Source organism: Candidatus Propionivibrio aalborgensis, assembly GCF_900089945.1.
Classification (GTDB): domain Bacteria; phylum Pseudomonadota; class Gammaproteobacteria; order Burkholderiales; family Rhodocyclaceae; genus Propionivibrio; species Propionivibrio aalborgensis.
Genome location: NZ_FLQY01000167.1, coordinates 1 through 1,468, shown reverse-complemented (window position 1 = coordinate 1,468; position 1,468 = coordinate 1). Strand labels below are relative to the sequence as shown.

The 1,468-nt window shown below is 58.5% G+C and carries 1 protein-coding gene; it reads left to right on the top strand.

Translation table 11 applies throughout. The features are described from left to right. Positions 1-211: 211 nt before the first annotated feature. Positions 212-1,468: circularly permuted type 2 ATP-grasp protein (locus PROAA_RS09050; RefSeq protein ID WP_186411035.1), on the top strand; the 1,257-nt coding region annotated here is incomplete at its 3' end.

The window sequence follows — 1,468 nt, the reverse complement described above, 5'->3', positions numbered from 1 at the left end:
TTCATAACCATGCTGGGAGCTGTGGCCCATTCGAACACTTTGGTTTCGTAACCCAAGCCTAGCCAGCGAAATCTTGCTCATTTGGTGCGCGCCCGCACAACTATGGTGCATGGCGCGACGCCAGTGCACGCAGAAAGCCCGTATTACTGGGTTTCACGTTTGGCATGCTTTCTGCTGGTAACTCTCCAAACCCACCGCAGCGGCAAAAATCATGAGCAAAGATTTCTTCAACGAAATGTACGACGCAGCGGGCGCCCTGCGGCCGCACTATCGCGCCTACGCAGACTGGCTGGCGGCTACACCTCCCGAGCGAATCGCACGTAAGCGGGCCGAAGCCGATATCGCTTTTCACCGCGTCGGTATCACATTTGCTGTATATGGCGAAGAGTCCTCGCAGGATCAGGGCAAGGAACGGCTGATTCCCTTCGACATCATCCCGCGCATCATCCCGGCTGCCGAGTGGTCTGCGCTGCAGGCGGGGCTGCGCCAGCGGGTAAAAACACTCAATGCCTTCCTGCACGACATCTACCACAAGCAGGAAATACTTCAGGCAGGGCTCATCCCACGCGAGCAAGTGCTTAACAACGCGCAGTTCCGCCCGGAGATGATGGGGGTCGATGTCCCGGCCGGCATCTACGCGCACATTGCCGGAGTCGACCTCGTAAGGGCCGGCGAGGGTGAGTATTACGTCCTGGAGGACAATCTGCGCGTACCCTCCGGCGTGTCCTACATGATCGAAGACCGCAAGATGATGATGCGGCTTTTCCCCGAGCTTTTCTCGCGGCACAAAATTGCGCCAGTACAGCACTACCCGGACATGCTTTTGGAGAACCTGCGTACCGTTGCACCGGCGGGCGTCCTCAATCCAACCGTCGTGCTGCTTACGCCCGGAGCCTACAACAGCGCCTATTTCGAACACACCTTCCTTGCCCAGCAGATGGGCATTGAACTGGTCGAGGGCCGCGACCTTTTCGTCAGGGATGAGACGGTGTTCATGCGCACAACGCAAGGCCCGCAGCGGGTCGATGTGATCTACCGGCGGCTTGATGACGACTTCCTCGATCCGCTCGCCTTCCGCAAGGACTCCATGCTTGGCGTTCCCGGTCTCCTCTCGGCCTATCGCGCCGGGAATGTCACGCTGGCCAATGCCATCGGCACGGGTGTCGCGGACGACAAATCGATCTACCCGTATGTGCCGGAAATGGTGCGCTTCTATCTCGGCGAGGAGTCGTTACTCAACAACGTTCCGACCTGGATGCTGCGCAAACCTGATGATCTGAAATACGTGCTTGAGCACCTGCCTGAATTGGTGGTCAAGGAAGTGCATGGTGCGGGTGGTTACGGCATGCTTGTCGGCCCGGCATCAACGACGAAAGAAATCGAGGATTTCCGGGCGCGCATTGTTGCCGACCCGGGGAAGTACATAGCGCAACCGACACTGGCTCTGTCCCACTGCCCGACATTTGTC